The sequence below is a fragment of the Streptomyces sp. SID9727 genome (genome assembly GCF_010550605.1).
Classification (GTDB): Bacteria; Actinomycetota; Actinomycetes; order Streptomycetales; family Streptomycetaceae; genus Streptomyces.
Genome location: NZ_JAAGNI010000452.1, coordinates 1 through 4,087, shown reverse-complemented (window position 1 = coordinate 4,087; position 4,087 = coordinate 1). Strand labels below are relative to the sequence as shown.

Sequence of the window (4,087 nt, the reverse complement as noted above, 5' to 3'; positions counted from 1 at the left end):
CCGCGGTCGCGTCGCCGTCCGGGCCGGGCCGCCAGCCGGCGTCCAGCGCGCGGCGCGCGATGTTGGGCCCGCTGGCGATGCGCTCGACGCAGCCGCGCGCCCCGCACGGGCAGAGGTCGCCGTCGAGGTCCACGCTGATGTGCCCGATGTGGCCGGCGTTCCCGCTGGGGCCGGGGTGCAGGGCGCCGCCGAGGACGAGCCCGCCGCCCACACCGGTCGAGACCACCATGCACAACGCGTTGTCATGACCGCGGGCCGCGCCGAGCCAGTGTTCCGCCGCGGTGATCGCGACGCCGTCGCCGACCAGCGTGACCGGGAGGCCGCCTGTGGCGTCGGCGACCCGCTCGACCAGGGGGAAGCGCCGCCACCCGGGCACGTTGACCGGGCTGACCGTCCCCTCGGCGGCGTCCACCGGACCCGCGCTGCCGATGCCGACCGCCGTCGCGTCGCCCCAGCGCGGGGAGGCCGCCAGATCGGCCAGGACGCCGCCGGCTGCTTCCATGACGCGTTCGCCGCTCTCCCGGGCGGGCGTCGGCCGCTGCGCGCGCGCCACGAGCGTGCCGTACCGGTCCACCAACGCGCCGGCGATCTTGGTGCCCCCGATGTCCAGGGCGGCGACGAGGTCGGTTTGCATCGGTGTGGCTCCGGGGTGTGGACGGGACCTGCGGCTCAGTGCACAGTCTGCCCAGTCTCCATCCCCTTGACAACGTTGTCCAGGGCCTATGCTCGACGCCACACCCTCTGGGAGCCCCACGGCAGCCGCCGTGGCCCGCCGGAACCGCCCGACCGACGACAGGACAGCGCACCGTGGCCGAGACCGCCCGTCATCCCGAGCCCCGTTACGGCAACCGGCCGACCATGAAGGACGTGGCCGCCCGGGCCGGGGTGGGCCTGAAGACGGTCTCCCGCGTGGTCAACAGCGAGCCGGGGGTCACCCCGGACACCGAGCGCCGTGTGCAGGAGGCCATCGAGGCGCTGGGCTTCCGCCGCAACGACAGCGCGCGCGTGCTGCGCAAGGGCCGCACCGCCTCCATCGGCCTGGTCCTGGAGGACCTGGCCGACCCCTTCTACGGGCCGCTGAGCCGCGCGGTCGAGGAAGTGGCCCGCGCGCACGGAGCCCTGCTCATCAACGGATCCAGCGCCGAGGACCCGGAGCGCGAGCAGGAGCTGGTCCTCGCGCTGTGCGCGCGCCGGGTCGACGGGCTGATCGTGATCCCGGCCGCGGACGACCACCGTTATCTGGAACCGGAGATCAAGGCCGGGGTGGCGACGGTGTTCGTGGACCGCCCGGCCGGGCAGATCCAGGCGGACATGGTGCTCTCGGACAGCTTCGGCGGCGCCCGCGAGGGCGTCGCCCATCTGATCGCGCACGGCCACCGCCGTATCGGCTTCATCGGCGACCAGCCGCGCATCCACACCGCGACCGAGCGACTGCGCGGGTACCACGCGGCCATGGCGGAGGCCGGGATAACCGTCGAGGACTCCTGGGTCTCGCTGGGCTCCACGGACCCGGGCCGCGTCCGCGCCGCCGCCGAGGCGATGCTCGCGGGCCCGGAACCGGTGACGGCGCTCTTCTCCGGCAACAACCGGGTGACCGTGACGGTGGTCCGCGTCCTCGCTGACCGGGAGCGGCCGGTCGCCCTGGTCGGGTTCGACGACATCGAGCTGGCGGACCTGCTCGGCATCACCGTCATCTCCCAGGACGCGGCGGCGGCGGGCCGCACCGCCGCCGAGCACCTCTTCCGGCGCCTGGACGGGGCCGGTCACCCCCCGGCCCGCGTGGAGCTCCCGACGCGTCTGATCGCCCGCGGCTCGGGGGAGATCCCTCCCGCCTGAAGGAGGGCCCTCAGGGCGCGGTGACCGTCAGGGTGCCGCGCCGGGGCGAGGCGAAGGCGTCGAGGTCCGCGCGGGTCAGCCCGGTCAGCTCCGCGACCTCCTCGGTGTCCAGGGCGCCGCAGTCGATGCCGCGCAGCAGGTAGCCGCTGAGCGCCTTGGCGGTGGCCGGTTCGTCCATCACGTCGCCGCCGGCCTTGGAGACGTACGCGGCGAGCCGGGCGGCGGCCTGCTCCAGGCCCTCGCGGTAGAACGTGTAGACGGCCGCGTACCGGGTCGGCAGGTGCCCGGGGTGCATGTCCCAGCCCTGGTAGTAGGCGCGGGCCAGAGCGCGGCGGGTGAGGCCGTGGTGCAGCCGCCACGCCTCGTGGACCTGCGGGGTGGGGCCGACGGGCAGGACGTTGGTCGAGCCGTCGGAGACGCGTACGCCGGTCCCGGCGGCGGCGACCTGCATGACGGCCTTGGCGTGGTCGGCGGCCGGGTGGTCGCTCGCCTGGTAAGCGGCGCTGACGCCTACGCAGGCGCTGTAGTCGAAGGTGCCGTAGTGCAGCCCGGTGGCCCGCCCCTGGGCCGCGTCGATCATGCGGGCCACGGCCGCGGTGCCGTCGGCGGCCAGGATGGACTGGCTGGTCTCGATCTGGATCTCGAAGCCGAGGCGCCCGTCCGGCAGCCCGTGCGCCCGCTCGAAGGCTTCGAGGAGCTGGACGAAGGCGGTGACCTGTTCGGGATAGGTCACCTTCGGCAGGGTGAGGACGAGCCCGTCGGGGAGCCCGCCCGCCCGCATGAGGCCGGTGAGGAAGACGTCCGTGGTACGGATGCCCCGGTCCCGGACGGCAGCTTCCATGCACTTCATCCGGATGCCCATGTACGGGGCGGCGGTGCCGTCGGCGTACGCCTCCGAGACGAGCCGGGCCGCGCGGGAGGCCGCCTCGTCCTCCTCCGCGTCGGAGCGGGGCCCGTAGCCGTCCTCGAAGTCGATCCTCAGGTCCTCGACCGGCTCGCGCTCCAGCTTGGCGCGGACGCGGTCGTGAACCGGTCCGGCCAGCTCGTCCGGGATGCCGAGCACCTCGGCGAGTGCCGCCGCGTCCGGGGCGTGCTCGTCGAGCGCCTTCAGTGCCTCGTCGCCCCAGGTACGCAGGGTGCCTGCCGTGAAGGTGTCGCCCGGGACGTAGACGGTGTGCACGGGCTGGCGGGTGCCGGGGTCGCCCGGGTAGCGGCGGGCGAGTTCGGCGTCCACCGGCGCGAGGGACGCGCTGATCCCGTCGCTGACCGCACCGGCGAGGCTCGTCGCCACGTTCTCCTGCTGACCCATCGTCCGCACCCTCCACGCTCCGGCTGTTTCCGCTTCCCGGAAACAACAATCCGTATAGTGAAGTTATAAGGCGGTCGCATCGGAGTCAACGGTGACCGGATACGCCGCGGGGCCGCACGGTGCGTGCACCGTGCGGCCCCGGGCCCTTGCTCGTACGAACCGTCCGGCGATCAGCCCTTGCGGGTGTTGATCTCCTCGGTGAGCTGGGGGACGACGTCGAAGAGGTCGCCGACGACGCCGTAGTCGACGAGGTCGAAGATCGGGGCCTCGGCGTCCTTGTTGACCGCGACGATCGTCTTCGAGGTCTGCATGCCGGCCCGGTGCTGGATCGCGCCGGAGATGCCCGAGGCGATGTAGAGCTGCGGGGAGACGGACTTGCCGGTCTGGCCGACCTGGTTGGTGTGCGGGTACCAGCCGGCGTCCACGGCGGCACGCGAGGCGCCCACCGCGGCACCCAGCGAGTCGGCGAGGGCCTCGATGACCGCGAAGTTCTCCGCGCCGTTGACGCCGCGGCCACCGGAGACCACGATCGCGGCCTCCGTCAGCTCCGGACGGCCCGTCGACTCACGCGGCGTACGCGAGAGCACCTTGGTGCCGGTGGCCTGAGCCGAGAAGGAGACCGCGAGGGTCTCGACGGCACCGGCGGCCGCCGCCGGCTCGACCTGGGCGGAGTTCGGCTTGACCGTGATGACCGGAACGCCCTTGGAGACACGGGACTTGGTCGTGTACGAGGCGGCGAACGCGGACTGCGTGGCGACCGGGCCCTGGTCGCCGGCCTCCAGGTCGACGGCGTCGGTGATGATGCCGGAGCCGATCCGGACCGCGAGACGGGCCGCGATCTCCTTGGCCTCCGCGGAGGAGGACAGCAGCACGGCGGCCGGGGACACGGCGTCGAAAGCGGCCTGGAGGGCGTCCACCTTCGGTACGACCAGGTAGTCGGCG

At 73.6% G+C, this 4,087-nt stretch carries 4 protein-coding genes; 1 reads left to right on the top strand and 3 read right to left on the bottom strand.

Annotated features, from left to right (window positions below; all coding sequences use genetic code 11):
- Positions 1 to 634, bottom strand: a 634-nt coding sequence (locus G3I41_RS31530; RefSeq protein WP_164403949.1) for an ROK family protein, incomplete at its 3' end; no start/stop codon positions are given.
- Between the two features lie 173 nt (positions 635 to 807).
- Between G3I41_RS31530 and G3I41_RS31525 the strand changes: the two genes are divergently transcribed.
- Positions 808 to 1,836, top strand: coding sequence for a LacI family DNA-binding transcriptional regulator (locus G3I41_RS31525; protein ID WP_164403948.1), 1,029 nt, complete (start codon positions 808 to 810; stop codon positions 1,834 to 1,836).
- A 10-nt stretch (positions 1,837 to 1,846) separates the two neighbouring features.
- Here G3I41_RS31525 and G3I41_RS31520 read toward each other — a convergent pair whose 3' ends face one another.
- The gene (locus G3I41_RS31520; protein WP_164403947.1) at positions 1,847 to 3,145 is read right to left on the bottom strand and encodes an aldolase/citrate lyase family protein; all 1,299 of its coding nucleotides are present in this window, start codon (positions 3,143 to 3,145) and stop codon (positions 1,847 to 1,849) included.
- 170 nt (positions 3,146 to 3,315) lie between these two features.
- Positions 3,316 to 4,087: electron transfer flavoprotein subunit alpha/FixB family protein (locus G3I41_RS31515; RefSeq protein WP_164403946.1), on the bottom strand; the 772-nt coding region annotated here is incomplete at its 5' end.